This is a genomic window from Tahibacter amnicola (genome assembly GCF_025398735.1).
GTDB lineage: Bacteria > Pseudomonadota > Gammaproteobacteria > Xanthomonadales > Rhodanobacteraceae > Tahibacter > Tahibacter amnicola.
Genome location: NZ_CP104694.1, coordinates 4,768,398 through 4,783,240, shown reverse-complemented (window position 1 = coordinate 4,783,240; position 14,843 = coordinate 4,768,398). Strand labels below are relative to the sequence as shown.

The 14,843-nt window shown below is 62.1% G+C and carries 15 protein-coding genes; 9 read left to right on the top strand and 6 right to left on the bottom strand.

The window, feature by feature from the left end; all coding sequences use genetic code 11:
• Positions 1–7: 7 nt before the first annotated feature.
• Both N4264_RS18745 and N4264_RS18740 read right to left on the bottom strand, forming a co-directional pair.
• Complete coding sequence (locus N4264_RS18745; RefSeq protein WP_261693758.1) at positions 8–634, bottom strand: hypothetical protein; 627 nt, start codon at positions 632–634, stop codon at positions 8–10.
• 156 nt (positions 635–790) lie between these two features.
• On the bottom strand, positions 791–2,317 hold the full coding sequence (locus N4264_RS18740; RefSeq protein WP_261693757.1) for a heparin lyase I family protein: 1,527 nt from the start codon (positions 2,315–2,317) through the stop codon (positions 791–793).
• 210 nt (positions 2,318–2,527) lie between these two features.
• Here N4264_RS18740 and N4264_RS18735 point away from each other — a divergent pair, with 210 nt between their 5' ends.
• The 4 genes from N4264_RS18735 to N4264_RS18720 all read left to right on the top strand — a co-directional run bounded on the left by N4264_RS18735 (position 2,528) and on the right by N4264_RS18720 (position 5,219).
• Positions 2,528–3,901 (top strand): NHL repeat-containing protein, encoded by a 1,374-nt coding sequence (locus N4264_RS18735; RefSeq protein WP_261693756.1) that lies wholly within the window; start codon positions 2,528–2,530, stop codon positions 3,899–3,901.
• Between the two features lie 71 nt (positions 3,902–3,972).
• Positions 3,973–4,314, top strand: coding sequence for a hypothetical protein (locus N4264_RS18730; RefSeq protein WP_261693755.1), 342 nt, complete (start codon positions 3,973–3,975; stop codon positions 4,312–4,314).
• A complete protein-coding gene (locus N4264_RS18725) occupies positions 4,281–4,709 on the top strand; it encodes a hypothetical protein (protein WP_261693754.1) in 429 nt (142 codons plus the stop codon). The genes N4264_RS18730 and N4264_RS18725 overlap by 34 nt, the downstream gene beginning before the upstream one ends.
• Positions 4,710–4,808: 99 nt before the next feature.
• Entirely contained in the window at positions 4,809–5,219 is a 411-nt protein-coding gene (locus N4264_RS18720; protein ID WP_261693753.1) for a DUF2141 domain-containing protein, read from the top strand.
• Between the two features lie 59 nt (positions 5,220–5,278).
• On the opposite strand, the gene N4264_RS18715 is transcribed toward N4264_RS18720, so the two are convergent.
• Positions 5,279–5,692, bottom strand: a complete 414-nt coding sequence (locus N4264_RS18715) for a GlcG/HbpS family heme-binding protein (protein WP_261693752.1) — start codon at positions 5,690–5,692, stop codon at positions 5,279–5,281.
• Positions 5,693–5,704: 12 nt separating this feature from the next.
• Positions 5,705–5,968, bottom strand: a complete 264-nt coding sequence (locus N4264_RS18710) for a hypothetical protein (protein ID WP_261693751.1) — start codon at positions 5,966–5,968, stop codon at positions 5,705–5,707.
• 390 nt (positions 5,969–6,358) lie between these two features.
• Here N4264_RS18710 and N4264_RS18705 point away from each other — a divergent pair, with 390 nt between their 5' ends.
• The 5 genes from N4264_RS18705 (at position 6,359) to N4264_RS18685 (ending at position 11,282) form a co-directional block, all read left to right on the top strand.
• The gene (locus N4264_RS18705; RefSeq protein ID WP_261693750.1) at positions 6,359–6,949 is read left to right on the top strand and encodes a hypothetical protein; all 591 of its coding nucleotides are present in this window, start codon (positions 6,359–6,361) and stop codon (positions 6,947–6,949) included.
• 116 nt (positions 6,950–7,065) lie between these two features.
• On the top strand, positions 7,066–8,526 hold the full coding sequence (locus N4264_RS18700) for a hypothetical protein (RefSeq protein WP_261693749.1): 1,461 nt from the start codon (positions 7,066–7,068) through the stop codon (positions 8,524–8,526).
• Positions 8,523–9,197 (top strand): hypothetical protein, encoded by a 675-nt coding sequence (locus tag N4264_RS18695; protein WP_261693748.1) that lies wholly within the window; start codon positions 8,523–8,525, stop codon positions 9,195–9,197. Before N4264_RS18700 ends, N4264_RS18695 begins: the two co-directional genes overlap by 4 nt.
• A 139-nt stretch (positions 9,198–9,336) precedes the next feature.
• Entirely contained in the window at positions 9,337–10,479 is a 1,143-nt protein-coding gene (locus N4264_RS18690) for a TonB-dependent receptor plug domain-containing protein (protein WP_261693747.1), read from the top strand.
• On the top strand, positions 10,410–11,282 hold the full coding sequence (locus tag N4264_RS18685) for a TonB-dependent receptor plug domain-containing protein (protein ID WP_261693746.1): 873 nt from the start codon (positions 10,410–10,412) through the stop codon (positions 11,280–11,282). The genes N4264_RS18690 and N4264_RS18685 overlap by 70 nt, the downstream gene beginning before the upstream one ends.
• A gap of 300 nt (positions 11,283–11,582) precedes the next feature.
• Here N4264_RS18685 and N4264_RS18680 read toward each other — a convergent pair whose 3' ends face one another.
• Together N4264_RS18680 and parC are read right to left on the bottom strand one after the other, a co-directional pair.
• Positions 11,583–12,425, bottom strand: a complete 843-nt coding sequence (locus tag N4264_RS18680) for a hypothetical protein (RefSeq protein WP_261693745.1) — start codon at positions 12,423–12,425, stop codon at positions 11,583–11,585.
• A gap of 64 nt (positions 12,426–12,489) precedes the next feature.
• Positions 12,490–14,730, bottom strand: a complete 2,241-nt coding sequence (parC, locus tag N4264_RS18675) for a DNA topoisomerase IV subunit A (protein ID WP_261693744.1) — start codon at positions 14,728–14,730, stop codon at positions 12,490–12,492.
• Positions 14,731–14,843: the final 113 nt, after the last annotated feature.

Below are 14,843 nucleotides of genomic sequence, written 5' to 3'. Positions count from 1 at the left end.
GCCGTGTCTAATGAACAAGTGGCAGGCACGATGAATACAGATAGCGCGGTGGAAATCCGCTGCAAGTCCACGACCATGTGCCGTTCACCACGGTTGGCCGAAGGAGTGCAATGGCGAAGGGATCTCGAGTGGCGAAAATAATGGCCCCGTCGGCCTGCCACACAAAAACTCCGTGCGCGTTGTCGGCCACCAGTGGAAAAGAACCGTCCTCCGTAAGATAGCCGGCCCGGGGTTGCAATGCGTCGTTCGACCGGCCCGCGTGAGGCCAGGCATGAGGTACTCGTTCTGCATCCTGGCGGACTTGGATGAAGCGGCTCATCGCGCCCGGGCAATTTACCGTCATGAAAGAATTTGCCAGCAGGGAGGCGGAAACGCCAAGTACGAGCGCTATTCCGATGTCGGTGAATGCGCCGAATACCGTGGTTCTCAGACAGCGCCCATGCCACCGCGCGCCGGCCGATACATGGTTTACCCACAAGGTGGTACAGGCTACCGCGACGATGAGCGCGACTTCGCGGTAGTAGGTGCCATGCTGGCAGTCCCACACCTCGGACAAGTAGCTCCATAAGATGACCCCCGCGCCAGCGAGGCGACAGCAGGCATTGCTCCACGTCCATTTCCACCAGCGGGCCATCGTCGAAGTCCTGTCAGGTCTCCACGATAGCTTGGCAGGTTCCGTTGCCTCGACAAGTGTTAGCAGCAGGCGGCTGGCGTAAGTCGTCGTTCCGTCGTGGCGTGGCGAAAACAGCAACGACGCGAGGCAGGGAACCCCGCGCCGTTGCAGCTATCCCTAGGGTAGCGCCGGGACGGTGGCGATACCGCCGGGATTGGGTCCGCGCCAGATCAGCAGCGGTGTTTCATACACCACGCCGACGCCGGGGCCGCTGGTCTGGCCGTTGGCCGGCTCATTGGCGCGGTAGTAGCCGAGATGGAAGTTGTAGTTGATATCGCCCGGATCCAGCGTCGGGCCTGTCTTGCGGCCGTGCAGCTGCCCATTCACGTACACCTCGAAGAGACCGTCTGAATTGGACGAGGCCTTCTCATGGATGGTGAACTGGATCCAGCGGCCCCGCACATCCGAGATATTCGCGACCACTTTGTAATCGCCGGAGATACCGCGCGGGAACTGGTAGTCGAGCTTGTTCATGTGCGCATTCACGCTGAACCACTGGCTGGGATTGCTCAGGCCGTTCTGGAATTTGCGCTGCACCAGGGTGGCCCAGCGGTGGTTGAGCGGGAAATCCGGTGCCAGATACAGCGCGAACGTGGCCCAGTACTCATCGCCCTGCCGGATGATGTTCTCGCGCGGCGGCACACGTTGGCGCCGGTCCTCGGCAGGATCGACGGAAAAGAACTCGGCGCGCGGATGGTCGCCGGCGGTGCCGGGCGAGGCATGGTCCCAGGGCGCCAGTTCAAACCGGTAGGCCGGATAGGTGGTTCCGGGCGCAGGTGACACGGGACGGATGGCATCGGAACGCATCGTATCCGCCCAACGCCACACCAGTGATTTCCAGCCGTTGTAGTCGTGCGTGTAGACGCCGACGATGTCCGGACCGCCGCTCTGGTCCCAGGCAGTCTGGTGGATGCGGCCTGCGGGAACGGGCGAGGTCTGCATGCCGCCACCCACGTATTGGATGGGCGGCAGGTAACCGTATTGGACGTGCGTCACAGGCAGCGTGGAAACCGTGAAGTTGCACACCCGCAGGCGCCCCGCTGTGCCGGCGACAACGGAAGCGCGATTCGTCAGCTGGGAAACGTTGGCCTGCTCGGTACGGAAGGCGTAATTGGCGCCCACCAGTTGCTCGCTTCCACCTGGCGATGTGACGTAGACGGAATAGGTCTTTGTGGAAACATGAACATCCAGGCGGAAGTAGTACGTCGATCCCGCGGAATAGGGGATGGTGGATGCCGGATAGACGCCGCCGTTGCGTGCCGTGATATGGCCGGTGCTGTCGAATGCAACAATCGCCGCCAATCCGGTGAACGCGGTCTGTGCGCCGTTGGAAAGACCGACCAGCGCGTCGATGCCGTTCTGGGAGGGCGTCGCGTTGAAACGCGCCGTGAAACTGCCGGTCTGCGTGGCAACGGGATAGTTGCTCCATCCGCCACCGCTGACTGACTCACTGCAACCGGGTATCGCTTCAAAACCATCGGGAAAAACCGGATCCGCGACCCGGTCGGGCTCCAGGAGCAGGGGATCCTCGTACCGGTCCATGCCGGCCAGGACGGGGGCGGTTCCGAACGCAGAAGTGACAAGCAGTGCGATCGGCAGTGCGAGCGTCCACCACGGGCGTGCGAGAGGAGAGCTGGTCAGCATGGCTGATTCCTAGGCAAGAGGATCCCCTGGCTTCCACATTCGCAGGAGCAGCGCGCAAAGTGCCTCCAATACCGGTGTAGTGGGCGCCGCTGGCGCCCATCGTCGAAAACGTGTGACGGCGTTTGCAGTTTCGCCAGCGTTGCTGGTTCCCCGGAGAAAAGCGGCGAGTCCTGCGTACTGCAGGGTGACTCCGCTTTCTGGCGCTACGACATGAAACTGACCGTCGCACTGTTCGCCCTGCTTTCCAGCGCTGCCGTCCTGGCACACGACGGGCCACTGGACACGCGGTTTGGCGATGCCGGGCTGCGTCACTACGGTTTTCAGTCCGTCAACGGCAGCGGTCAACGTGATGAAGCCTCCGTGGCCTGTGTCGAGGCGAACGGCCGCGTGACGATTGCGGGGCTCGCCTCGGACGGGCATCGCATCGTCACGATCCGGCTGCTGGAGAACGGCAATTACGACACGACCTTCAGCGACGACGGCAAGGCCACCGCCATGCTGCCGGCAGCGTCGGCGGTTGAACCAAACGGTAAGCTGCGGATGGCGCCGGGCGCGTGTGATAACCAGGGGCGCATGCTCATTGCACGCACGGTACCGACGGATGCCAACGGCGGAGAGGCGATCCAGATCGTGCGCCTGAACCGCGCGACCGGAGACCTGGACACCACCTTCGGCTCGGGCGGCATTGTGACGATCGACCTGGACAGCTTCATCGGCTACGCCGCCCGGCGGGAGCGACCGATGGTGATCAGCGTATTGTCAGACGGCAACGTCTTTGTCGCCGGGATGGCCTATCCAGCGCAACGGGATCGCGGTTTCGCGCTGCGCCTGAGTGCAACGGGCACGCTACTGGCCGGAAAGCTGTATGACAGCGACGCAGCCACGCGCAGTATCAACGCAGCCGTAGAGGCGCCCGATGGCAGCATCTGGATTGCCGGTGATGCCGATATCGTCGGCACGTCGCGTATCGTGCCCTTCTGCGGTAGCCTGCAGCGCTCGTCGCTGGAGCGGGTGTCGACGTTCAGTACGCCCCCTGCGGGCAGCGCATCGTACTTTGGTTCCGGCGGGCAATTGGTACGTCCCGGTGTGCTGGCGGTTGCCGCGCTGCGCCATGAACCCGATGGCTACGTACCTGTGCTCATGGTGTGCAGAGCGTCCGGCAGCAACTACCTGATGATGCCGCATGCCACGGTCAGTGGTATGCCCACGCCGCTCCAGGTGGACTACGGACGCCAGCATCTGGCGCTGCTTCCCGGCAGGCGCGTCCTGCACGGTGCCACGGCGTTCGTGGGAACGACGCCGGATGTCGCAGTACACCTGAGCCTGGCGTACGTCGGCGACACGCCGGCGGAAGATCGCATCGAAACACCGTTTGGCAACAACGGCAGCACCGCTGTCGTCTATCGACCGACGACAGCCGGGTGTTCAGCCGATCCCGCGAAGATCCGCCTGTCTACCCTGACGCCGTGGCACGGCGGCGTGCTGCTTGCCGGCCACGTCGATGCCGCCTGCGAAACGGCTGCAGAAGACTACGTCGTCGGTCGTATCGATACGGGGTACCTGTTTCAGGATGGGTTTGATTGACGACGGGGAGCGGGGCTTGAATCCGCAACGGACTGTCGCCATCACGGCACCTCTACTGGCAAGGGGGCGTGATGGAGACGACCGAATTTCCCGAGATCGACCCCTGTTGTTCGGGCATGAGAATCCATCGGGGTTACGCGTGCAAAAAGGGATTTTCGGTGGAATTGAACGATTGCGACGAAGATCGGCACTATCGCATGGTATTTCGGTATCGCCACGACCATTCGCATCCGCTCGTCGTCGAGGCGCTGAAGGATCTCGAAAAGAAGCCCTGCCTCAGGTTCGAGAGCCGGATGCGCATTCGTCATTGTCCCTGGTGTGGTGCGCACCTGTCGCGGCACATCCATCGCCAGTACATGAAGAAGACCGGGCGGCTGGCATGGCCGAAAACGATTGGCGTCTCGTACACATGACGTCGATCGTGCCGCCCGTTCAAACGCCAAAGCAGGCGATCTACACCGAAATCCTCTGGTGGCTGCTGCCGGATGCCCGAAACGTGCAGACAATGCCCTGGTGGCAGCGGCTGCGCATCGATCGCTATCCTGAATTGGAACTTGTCCACAATATTCCGCCTCTGCTGCGTATTGGCGAGGTCGATGTGCACGACGTCTATTGGCTCAATACGCAGGCGCAGATCTATGCGAACGCCTGTCAGAAGGGCAGGCGGAACCATGACGTCGCGATGTTGGCGCTGATCGACGCGCTCGTGGCGTTGGTGCCCGACTCTTTGAAATCAGCGCTCACCTATCAACGAGCCGGGCGTTCAACCCAACAAGAACGACCCGCAGAGGCGGAAAATCCCGGATGACAATCATCACGCGCAAGTCGTGATCCGCCACAACTGTGCGAGCCCTGGGGAATGCGCACACTGTGCGCCACTGATTGATCCATCCCCAGGAGTCCACCGATGAAACTCGTTTCTGCACTGGCGTTTCTGTTTGGCGCGGCCACGGCGGCTGCGGCAGACCTCACCGTGACCATTTCCGCCATCCGCGCCCAGGAGGGCAAACTCAGTGTGATGGTGGTGGATTCGGCGGACGGCTGGGATCGCAAGGCGGAACCCGTGGCCAAGACCAGCCTGACGCCCGATGCGAAGACCGCCACCGTGAAGTTTCCGGGACTGAAAGCGGGTTCTTACGCGGTATCTGTCATTCACGACGAGAACGGCAACGGCAAGTTCGACAAGAACATGTGGGGCATGCCGACCGAAGGCTATGGTTCGAGCAACAATCCGCACGTCATGCGTCGTCCGTATTTCGAGGAAGCCCGCTTCGAGATGGCCGAGCCGGGCAAGGAAGTGACGATCGACCTGCAGTAACCATAGCGCCTTCCCGTGGCGACAGACGGGCGGGCGCATGCCCGCCCGTAACCGTGGCGCTACATCAGTACCGAAAGCCCGGCCTGCGCAATCAGTCCGTCCTGGACGGCTTGCACGCCTGAAACACCGATGCCGCCCACGACGATCCCGCCGACAAGCAGCCGCAATCCGCCTTCCAGCGGCAAGGTGCCGGGAAGGCGCAGCAGCGGCAGGCCGCCATCGCGCAGCACGTCCTCGTGAAAACGCGTGTCGCGCCGATAATTCGCCGCGTGCTGAGCCTTCGCAATAGCGATGTCCACGCTGGCGTTCGTGCTGCCGTCCATGCGTGAGAAATGCAGCAGGCGACCGGCGTCGTCGACAATGGCAATCGATACATGCCACTCGTTACGAAGTGCTTCGGCCTCCGCGGCGTCGCTGATCTGGCGGGCTGCTGCGAGGGTCAGGACAGGTTTTGAGCTCAGGGCAACAGGCATGTCGTGCAGTACTCAGGGTCGGCGGAATTCTTGGGTCTGCTTCGGATCGTAGTCCGTCGGACGCGCATCCGCTGTGCTCCCCGGCTCGCAATCCAGGCGCAACGTGGTCTCCGGTGTCACCTGCGCCAGGCAGTACAACGTCTTTCCTTGCAGCGGCCCCTGCGTAAATCCATTCAGATCCACTGCGATCTGGCCATCCCCATGCGGACTGGCCGAGAAACCGATCTCGAACGGCGTACCGATCACCCAGGTTGCCGTGCCGTCATCGCGGAACACGAAGCGCGTGCCCCGGGCGTTCTCGCTAGTGCCGAGCCATTCACCGAGGAGGATGGATTCGGGGCGGGAAGGGGGACTGCGAAAGCGTGTGCCACGGTCAGGATGGCTAGCAGCGACGCGGCGGTTGATCGATACAGTAGCGACATGAAAAATGCCTCTCGGACAACAGACCCGCCAACAGTAGCGGATCCTGGCGGCCGTGCGACACGGTGCGGAGTACCCGCTGCTGGTAGGAGGGTCGGAGTATTCGGCCATGCGGCAACGTCGCCATCACGATTCACTTGCTCCGGTGCGGCGGACGCCATAGCCTGTGTGAAGAGTCGGCCGCTTGGCCATGCGAAGGGCCGAGTCGCTCCACGCGTTTGATGGCCGTACATCGGCGAGCCAGCCATGATGGGAATGTGTTTCCTCGAGTACCAGTTTGCCGGGTCTGCACCGGACGCGGCGGCGATCGAAGCGACGGCCAGCCAGATTGCCGGACTGCGTGTATCTGTAGGTCTGCGCGAACACTGTCTCGAACCTGACTCGCTCTACGGCGAGATAAGTTTTGACTGCACGCCGAGCAATTGCGTGGAAATTGCCGTGTACGACCGCCGCCTTGGCCGGGACCCGTATCACCAGCAGGTCGCCGACAAGACCGGCATTCGAACAGTGCGCCTGAGCATGTTGAATGGGCAGGAGCCCACCATACTGGCTGCCGTCTGCCTCGCGCTGGAGTCACTGGGCGGCTCAACGCGTCACGCGATTCCTCATAGCGCGCGCCGTCTCGTCAGCGGAACACTGACTGTCGGCATTCTGCGACGCCGAGCGAGAATGAGAGCAGCGCTTGCTTGGCTGACTATCCCCTATGTCCTGGTAATGCTGCCAGTGTGGGTGGGGTGGGCGCTCATAGCGACACTGTTTGAGATCCGATCTTTCCGGAAGCGAGTCTCGGACCCTTTTGGCGATGCGTCCGGTGATCGGGACGGACCGAAGAAATGAGCTGCCAAAGGTCTCAGGGGCGCCGAGTGTCGATGCGTACTGCAGGATGCGCTGGTATGTCATGTGCTCGAGATAAGTGATCAAGTCCAGTGACTGTACTTCCTGACGACCGAACGATGATCGCCGACCTGGTGTTGCTGTCCGAGCATCCGGACTTCCGGCTGACGCGCATGCGTTACGACCAGATTTCCGAAGCGGAACGCAATGCGAAAACCATTCTCCGGCTACTCGCGGTGCTGGAATATCCGGCTGACGAGGAGCCATTCCCCCTTCTGGAAAGACTGGCATCCGAAGAGAGCGCGGATCATGTCGCCGGGACAAACTACTCGTTGGAAGTCATTGGCGCGTGGCGCGTGAGGCGGTGGTTGGGCTTGTGCCTGTCGATGCCGGACGGTGTCGACTTGCTGAACTGGTTCAATAGCCACGAGCGCGCCTATCACAGGTTGCTGTGGCGGCTTGCCAGTGACGGAGTCGTGGAATTGCAGACAAAGCTCTGGCGGTACCTGCAGACGCATCGGAAGGATGTAAGGGCATGGAATACGCCCATCCCGGACCGGTCGCCGGAACCAATACAGGTGCTGGATACGCCGCGGAGCACCCATGATCGCGATCAACTGTCGTCGAGCGGGACACCCTATACCGTCCACGTGTTTGAGCAGAACGAAGCGTTCGCGCGGATGATGGATGACTGGCTGAAAGTGTCTGGCGCTGCATTTCGCTACGGATCCGGGATGCCCGTGAGAGTAGAGCGTGTAGTCCGGGACCATTTCTCACGGGCGCTGCCCGAATCGGGCCTCATTGGTATCGCGCATGGTGGCAACCTCGCTATTCGACCCGGTGGAAACGCATTTCAGCGGGAGCTTGACCACACGTTGCGGGAACTGGTGAATTGCTACAGTTGGGTAGTGGCCGACTATCCCAACACGATGCAACAGTCCGCCGCGATCTGGATCAGCAAGCACCCGAAGTATGTCGGGGCGTTCAATGCCTTGGCGCTATCGTGTCGATCGCGCATTGCAACCTATAGCGACGTGACATCTTTGGAATGGAGCGCGCGTGGTGCCCAGTTCTGCGAATCCGTGCCCTACGGAGAAGCGGCGCTGGTGGCCGCTGAGCGAGATGGCATAGCACCGTGGCTGGTGATTTCCGTGAGCGAGCACTCGGGCCACTGGTGGCGAAGTGCGGCCGCCGGATTGGGTGCGCCAGCGATCCTCGGGCGTGACGGTGGCAATGATGGACGTGTGCTGATCGCCTACAGGGCGACTGATCGGAGCAGCTATCTTGAGCTGTGGCGTAACTTCGATCGCGTTTCGAACGTCGCGTTCATGACCGTTTCGGGCAGGGTTAGTGTAAGCCGGTTGGCGGGTGCAATCAGGGGCTCCGGCGATCGGGTCACGTTCCAGAGCGTCGACACGATGGCTGATCGCTGCGGTTGGGTTTATTGCCATTGCTTTGGCGGTGGCCCGGGCGAGCATCACGCCATGTTTTCGGCGCGCGATGCCTCCGTCACCCGGCATGTCTATGCGTTTGTACGCGAACGCGAAGGTCGTGGGTACTTGCGGACGGGGCGCTGGTGACGATTCAGCTTTCGTCGGGGCGAGACTTTGTCTTCGAGGACGTGCCTCCCGACATGACGCAGGTCCTGGCTGCGATACGTCAGTTCGTCGCGCTCCCGGTTACGGTTACGCCTATCAGTGATTCAGAAGCGTCATACGTCCTGCATGGTGTATTACGTTTCAACTTTGTTGTACCGAATCACGTCGATGTCACGATCGATTGCGCGGAAGCCCTACGCAATTCGCTGTTGAAGAATGCTGCCAACTTTTCAGGATACTCACACGCTGAGGTCCATGATCTGATCGACCGCAGTTGTTCGTTCTGCGAGCGGACAATTCAGTTAGTAGTGCCAGCGGACGAAGACCCTATTCTGTTCGCGGCGGCGTGCATCGCGCTGGAGTCGCTGGGCGGTTCGCCACACGTTCCCCTTCCAGCGGAGTTTCGCAGGTGGCTGAAACGGCCTGTGACACGAATGCGGTTGCTGGCCCGCAAGACGGTTCGGGGCTTGGGGGTGTTGCTTGGCATCCCCGTTTCAATCGTGCTGCTACCCGTGTGGGCGGTTGTTCTTCTCTGGATGACGGTTGCGGACCCGACGCGATTCCGCCGTGGCCGGAGGTGGGTCCGGCGTTGGTGGAATACGGGTCTCGCGTCTGTGGCGCTGAAGCTGCGATGCTGGCGAGCCGGGCCGTAGCAGGCGCTATCGGAAACTGCTGTATTCATTTATTGCTTTTTCTCCATAGCACACCGAATATCCCCAATGACGCCAAAGCCGTAATGTTCTGCGCGCCTGGATTGCCAGGGATGGACACAGGGCCTCTAGGGGGAATGTCATGCATGACCTTGCCCGGATTGGTGGTCGTATTGCTCGCTTTCCAGGCGACAGCCCCCCGGCGCAGCGTGCTTGCCTGTGCGTTGTACTTCTGGCGGCCGGCCTCGCGCCGTCGGCACGTGCCCTGACTCCCCAGACTGCCGAGCTGGCGGACCTGTCCCTGGAGGAGCTGACGCAGATCCAGGTGATGTCCGTATCCCGTCGCGCGGAACGGCTGGTGGACGCGGCCGCTTCCATCTTCGTCATTACGCACGAGGACATCCGTCGTTCGTCGGCGAAGACACTGCCGGAAGCCTTGCGCCTGGCGCCCAATCTCCAGGTCGCCCGCGTCAACGCAGCGAGCTATGCGATTTCCGCGCGCGGCTTCAACAATTCGCTCGGCAACAAGCTGCTGGTGCTGATTGACGGGCGCATCGTCTACACGCCGCTTTTTTCCGGTGTGTTCTGGGATTCGCAGGAAGTGCTGTTACAGGACATCGAGCGGATCGAAGTCATCAGTGGACCGGGTGCGACGCTGTGGGGCGCCAACGCGGTCAACGGCGTCATCAATGTAATCACGCGTCCGGCGGCCCAGACGCAAGGAGGAATGGTCTCCGTCGCCGCAGGAAATGCGCAGCGCGCGGTTGCCGTTCGGTATGGCGGCCAGGTCAAGGGCGTGGATGTGCGCCTATATGCAAAGGGCATCCGTCTGGACAACACTACTGACGCGCGCCACGCGCCTCAGCCGGATGCCTGGGACAGCGTGGCTGCGGGATTCCGTGCCGATTGGCGTGGGGCTGAAGCGGAGATGACCCTGCAGGGCGATGTGTATCGCGGGCAGTCGGAAATGCGAACCCTGGGACCGATCGAAGTGGCGGGCGCCAATGTGCTCGCGCGCTGGTCGCGCGAGACAGCATCGGGTGCACGCTGGCGGGTCCAGGGCTATGTCGACCGGATTGAACGTGACGATCCACTCCTGTTCCACGACCGCATGACGATCGCCGACCTGGAGTTCCAGCATGACGTGCCGTTCCATCGGCATCACATCGTCTGGGGGGCGGATATCGGCAGGCACGCGACCGGGTACAGAAAGGTTTGCTGGCCACGTTCCTGCCCAACCAGCGTACGTTGCGGCGAAGCAATCTGTTCGTGCAGGACGAAATGACGCTGACGGATGCACTGACAACGACGCTGGGGTTGAAGATCGACCGGAACACCTTCACCGGGAATGAGGTATTGCCAACGGTTCGGATGGCCTGGAAGCCGGCCAGCACGCATCTGGTCTGGGGTGCCGTCTCGCGCGCCGTCCGTGCTCCGTCGCGCATCGACAAGGAGTTCTTCTTTCCCGGTAATCCGCCATTTCTGATCCGCGGAGGGCCGGACTTCGAATCGGAGATCGCCAATGTCTTCGAGCTGGGATACCGCGGTGATATCAGCGATCGAATCACGGTGTCGGTGACAGCGTTCCGCCATCGCTACTACGACCTACGCAGCGGCGCACCCAATCCCGGCGGTGGATTCGTGGTGACGAACAACAACGAAGGACCGACTCACGGCCTCGAAGCCTGGACGACGTTGCAGATCACGCCCGATTGGCGCATCCATGCGGGCTTTGTCGAACTGCGCAAGCACCTGCGGGAGAAATATCCTGGTCGCGACCCGGAGGGCACCACGGACCTGGGCAATGACCCGAAGCACCAGGCACTGGTCCGCTCGCAGCACAATTTCGGTGAACACCACGAGCTGGATATCACGCTGCGTGGGGCCAGCCAATTGCCGGCGCCCCGTATCCCGGGTTATGCCGTCGCGGATGTCCGATGGGGATGGCGCCCCAATGACCACCTTACCGCCGCCCTGACGGTGCGAAACATCGGTGATGCGCGCCACCCGGAGTTCGAGGCTGGCGCCCTGGCTAAGCAGACGGAATTTGGGCGGACGGCGATGATTGATGTGGAGTGGCGGTGGTAGTGCTCACTCATTGCTACGCCTGGGTCCGCAACCGGCAGAGTGCGGATCGCCGGAATTTTTGGGACAGACACGCGTCACTGGTCACACTGTCCCACCAGTGCGTGGTGCGCGCACGCGTGACTGCGCAGTCTGACCTTATCGATCCGTTACCGCTCTACCGCGCGGTCGCATTCGTGACCGCACGCTACGAAAGATTCCGCGCGTGGCATGTGGCGCCGCAGGTGACCGCACGACCGAGCCATACGAAGTGCTGCTTACGTAGCCCAGGTTAACCTGCCCGGTTCATCCGGGCGGGCTGTCTCAGCACCATTGAATGGGATTGCCCGTTTCAATGGCGGCGCTGCATAGACGCTTCAGGTCGTCCGTAAAGTAGGTGAACTCTGCTGCGCTCTGAGGCCGACGTTCCAGATGAACATAGCGGGGTGTTCGTTGATTGAAACGTCCTTTGGTGTCCTGCAGTCGGCCATTTGGCCAGGGTTTCGGGTGGCTTTGGATGATGGGGCTGTTTCGGTACGTCACGCCTGTACCTATGTCGCGGACCAGAGCATGTCCGCGCTTGTCGATACGCCACGCCGGATAGGGAATGTGTACGAAGCGCCGGCTCTGAAAGACTACCTGGCCGTCGCGCGTCACGAAGTATCCGTTCTGGTCGACGCCGGCGTTCGCGCTGGGAGTTACCAGAATGACTCGTCCCGCTGAACCTGAGGACTCCCAGATTTCTTCCTGGGTGTCGCTGTCGACCAATAGATAGCGGTCACAGATGATCTTTACCTGCTCGAACGCGCGGATTTCCTCCTGTATGCGCCGAGCCGCCGCGGCGTCAGTCCGGCCGCCGTTGGTGTCAGGAATTTCTGTAGCCAGTGTGGGAAATCGATCTGTTCCGACGTGCTGCAAGGCCGCCCGAAAGGCACCAACACCGCCCCAGCTCCAACCAGCGGTAGCGAGATCCCGGTCCTCGTGCGGACATTTCGTAGCCAGCCATTCGACGAACGCTTGCACCATGGCGTGGTCGACGGCAGGTGCCAGGCAATCGATAGCTAGTTTGTCGTCGTAGTCATCCCAATGCGCGTAGGGACGAAACGGTTCCGGGACGACCACGTCGCGCGGAATGCAGTTGCAACGGACAAAGGCATCAAGCCCCATGGCGCTGTACCAAGAGTTCGGGAAGGTGCCACAAGCTCTGCGTCACCTTCCACAATGTTGCCTATCAACCCGTCGTTTCCAGCCTCTCCACACGCTGCAGACCACGCGGCAGCAACCCACCACGCCCGGCGCGGTTACCGCCGTATTCGACGAGGTCGGCCCACCGCAGGGTGAGCTTGCGGGCGCCGGCGTAGAGAGTGACTTCGCCGGAGCCTTCGGTGACGACGGTGATACCGGCGACGCGTTCGCCGGCGCTGAGCTTGGCCTTGGGGATTTCGATCAGCTTGTTGCCCTTGCCGCCGTTCTCCAGTTCCGGCAGTTCGGCCACGGAGAACATCAGCAGATGGCCGGCATTGGTGGCCACGACAATGCGATCGCGTGCGGGATCGTTGACGTAGCCCGGCACCAGCACCTTGGCGTTGTCGTCGATGTTGAGGATCTGCTTGCCGGACTTCTTGTTGCCGAGCAGGTTGCCGAACTTGATCACGAAGCCGTAGCCGAAATCCGAGGCCAGCACGATGCGCGTGGCGGGGTCGGTCATGGCGACTGCTTCAAACCGGGCGCCGGCCGGCGGAGCGAAGCGGCCGGTAAGAGGTTCGCCATTGCCGCGCGCCGAGGGCAGGGTGTGTGCAGGCGTGGAATAGCTGCGGCCGGTGGAGTCGATAAAGGCTACCTGTTGGGTCGTGCGGCCGCGGGCGAACGCCTCGCAGGCATCGCCCTCGCGGTAGTTGAGACCGGTCGGATCCACATCGTGGCCCTTGGCCGCGCGTACCCAGCCTTTCTGCGACAGCACGACGGTGGTGGGCTCGCTCGCGACCAGGGCGGCTTCGTCCAGCGCCTGGGCGACCTGGCGCTCGATGATCGGCGAGCGGCGGTCGTCGCCGTATTTCTTGGCGTCTTCCTTGAGTTCGTCCTTGATCAGGGTCTTCAGGCGTTGCTTGGAATTGAGGATGACGTTGATGCGGGCGCGTTCTTCTTCCAGCTGGTCGCGCTCGTTGTTGATCTTCATTTCTTCCAAACGCGCCAATTGGCGCAATTTGGTTTCGAGGATGTAGTCAGCCTGCTCGTCGCTGAGCTTGAAGCGCTTGATCAGGACGGGCTTGGGCTCGTCCTCGGTACGGACGATGCGGATCACTTCATCCAGGTTGAGATAGGCAATGCGCAGCGCTTCGAGCAGGTGCAGGCGGCGCTCGACCTTGGCCAGGCGATGATTCAGGCGGCGCGTCACCGTGTCGGTGCGGAAGCGCAGCCATTCGGTCAGGATCTGCTTGAGATTCTTGACCTGCGGGCGGCCATTGAGCCCGATGATGTTGAGGTTGACGCGGTAGCTCTTTTCCAGGTCCGTCGTGGCGAAGAGGTGCTGCATCATCTCGTCGGCGTCGATGCGGTTGGAGCGCGGAATGAGCACCAGCCGGATCGGGTTTTCGTGGTCAGATTCGTCGCGCAGGTCTTCCAGCATGGGCAATTTCTTGGCCCGCATCTGGTTGGCGATCTGCTCGATGATCTTCGACGGCGAAACCTGGTAAGGCAGGGCCGTGATGACGACGTTGCCGTCTTCCTTGGCGTACACGCCACGGCAACGCACGCTGCCGGTGCCGGTTTCGTACATGGCCTGGAGCTCGGCCGACGGCGTGATGATTTCCGCGCGGCTGGGGTAGTCGGGGCCACGCACGTGTTCGCACAGGTCACGCACGGTGGCATCCGGATCATCGAGCAGCCGGATGCAGGCGCTGGCCAGTTCGCGCAGGTTGTGCGGCGGGATGTCGGTGGCCATGCCGACCGCAATGCCCATCGAGCCGTTGAGCAGCACGTGTGGAACGCGCGAGGGCAGCCACGAAGGCTCCTGCAGCGTTCCGTCGAAATTGGGAGTGAAGTCCACCGTGCCCTGGGCGATCTCGGCGAGCAGCAGCTCGGCCATTGGCGTGAGCTTGGACTCGGTGTAGCGCATGGCCGCGAACGATTTGGGATCGTCCGCCGAACCGAAGTTACCCTGGCCATCGATCAATGGATACCGGTACGAGAACGGCTGGGCCATCAGCACCAGTGCCTCGTAGCAGGCGCTGTCGCCGTGGGGATGGAACTTGCCGATCACGTCACCGATGGTGCGGGCGGACTTCTTGGGCTTGGACGTGGCGTCCAGGCCGAGCTCGCTCATCGCATACACGATGCGCCGCTGGACCGGCTTCAGGCCGTCGCCCACGAAGGGCAGGGCGCGGTCGAGCACGACATACATCGAGTAATCGAGGTAGGCGCGTTCGGCGTATTCCTTGAGCGGAATCTGTTCGTAGTTGGCTTGCAGGCTCATCGTTGGCATCACAGGCAGCGCCGGCCTCATGCGGGCGCAAGGACGGCTATTGTGCCGCATCCGGCCCGGCGGGCGGAAACGTACCGGCCGGGCCCCGGAAATCGTTGCGGAAC

What these genes read in the sequence shown, in the direction of transcription:
- N4264_RS18745 (WP_261693758.1), bottom strand. Translation starts at nt 634, where the DNA reads ATGGCCCGCTGGTGGAAATGGACGTGGAGCAATGCCTGCTGTCGCCTC.
- N4264_RS18740 (WP_261693757.1), bottom strand. Translation starts at nt 2,317, where the DNA reads ATGCTGACCAGCTCTCCTCTCGCACGCCCGTGGTGGACGCTCGCACTG.
- N4264_RS18735 (WP_261693756.1), top strand. Translation starts at nt 2,528, where the DNA reads ATGAAACTGACCGTCGCACTGTTCGCCCTGCTTTCCAGCGCTGCCGTC.
- N4264_RS18730 (WP_261693755.1), top strand. Translation starts at nt 3,973, where the DNA reads ATGGAGACGACCGAATTTCCCGAGATCGACCCCTGTTGTTCGGGCATG.
- N4264_RS18725 (WP_261693754.1), top strand. Translation starts at nt 4,281, where the DNA reads ATGGCCGAAAACGATTGGCGTCTCGTACACATGACGTCGATCGTGCCG.
- N4264_RS18720 (WP_261693753.1), top strand. Translation starts at nt 4,809, where the DNA reads ATGAAACTCGTTTCTGCACTGGCGTTTCTGTTTGGCGCGGCCACGGCG.
- N4264_RS18715 (WP_261693752.1), bottom strand. Translation starts at nt 5,692, where the DNA reads ATGCCTGTTGCCCTGAGCTCAAAACCTGTCCTGACCCTCGCAGCAGCC.
- N4264_RS18705 (WP_261693750.1), top strand. Translation starts at nt 6,359, where the DNA reads ATGATGGGAATGTGTTTCCTCGAGTACCAGTTTGCCGGGTCTGCACCG.
- N4264_RS18700 (WP_261693749.1), top strand. Translation starts at nt 7,066, where the DNA reads ATGATCGCCGACCTGGTGTTGCTGTCCGAGCATCCGGACTTCCGGCTG.
- N4264_RS18690 (WP_261693747.1), top strand. Translation starts at nt 9,337, where the DNA reads ATGCATGACCTTGCCCGGATTGGTGGTCGTATTGCTCGCTTTCCAGGC.
- N4264_RS18680 (WP_261693745.1), bottom strand. Translation starts at nt 12,425, where the DNA reads ATGGGGCTTGATGCCTTTGTCCGTTGCAACTGCATTCCGCGCGACGTG.
- parC (WP_261693744.1), bottom strand. Translation starts at nt 14,730, where the DNA reads ATGAGCCTGCAAGCCAACTACGAACAGATTCCGCTCAAGGAATACGCC.